Below are 1,076 nucleotides of genomic sequence, written 5' to 3'. Positions count from 1 at the left end.
ACGTTGTCGCCCGGCATCACCATCTCGGTGCCTTCCGGCAGGCTGACCACACCGGTCACGTCGGTGGTGCGGAAATAGAACTGCGGACGGTAGTTGGTGAAGAACGGGGTATGACGACCGCCCTCTTCCTTGTTCAGGATATAGGCTTCGGCCTTGAACTTGGTGTGCGGCGTGATGGAGCCGGGAGCCGCCAGAACCTGGCCGCGCTCGACGTCTTCACGCTTGGTGCCGCGCAGCAGGGCGCCGATATTGTCGCCGGCCTCGCCCTGATCGAGCAGCTTGCGGAACATTTCCACGCCGGTGCAGGTGGTCTTGACGGTCGTCTTGATGCCGACGATCTCGACTTCCTCGCCGACCTTGACCACGCCGCGCTCGACGCGACCGGTCACCACGGTGCCGCGGCCCGAGATGGAGAACACGTCTTCGATCGGCATCAGGAACGGACGGTCCTTGGCGCGCTCGGGCTGCGGGATGTAGCGATCCACCTCGGCCATCAGCTTCAAGATCGCCTCGCGGCCGATCTCGGGACGCTTGTCTTCCAGGGCGCACAGGGCCGAACCCTGAACGATCGGAATGTCGTCGCCGGGGAACTGATACGAGCTCAGCAGCTCGCGGATCTCAAGCTCCACCAGCTCCAGCAGCTCGGGATCGTCGACCATGTCGACCTTGTTCATGAACACCACCAGCGCCGGAACGCCGACCTGACGCGCCAGCAGGATGTGCTCGCGGGTCTGCGGCATCGGGCCGTCGGCCGCCGACACAACCAGGATGGCGCCGTCCATCTGCGCAGCACCCGTGATCATGTTCTTCACATAATCGGCGTGGCCGGGGCAATCCACATGGGCGTAGTGGCGGTTGCCGGTCTCGTATTCCACGTGCGCCGTGGAAATGGTGATGCCGCGCGCCTTCTCTTCCGGCGCCTTGTCGATCTGGTCGTAGGCGGTGAAGGTGGCGCCGCCGGTCTCGGCCAGAATCTTGGTGATCGCCGCCGTCAGCGAGGTCTTGCCGTGGTCAACGTGACCAATGGTGCCGATATTGCAATGCGGCTTGTTCCGCTCGAATTTAGCCTTAGCCAT

The 1,076-nt window shown here is 63.7% G+C and carries 1 protein-coding gene; it reads right to left on the bottom strand.

The genetic code is table 11. The annotated features are described in order from the left end of the window. On the bottom strand, nucleotides 1-1,076 hold a 1,076-nt coding region (gene tuf / locus CU669_RS20920; RefSeq protein WP_112147519.1), incomplete at its 3' end, for an elongation factor Tu.

Source organism: Paramagnetospirillum kuznetsovii (assembly GCF_003284725.1).
In the GTDB taxonomy this organism is placed as follows: Bacteria; Pseudomonadota; Alphaproteobacteria; order Rhodospirillales; family Magnetospirillaceae; genus Phaeospirillum; species Phaeospirillum kuznetsovii.
The sequence above is the reverse complement of the archived record's forward strand: the minus strand, read 5'-3'. Positions and strand labels throughout refer to the sequence as shown.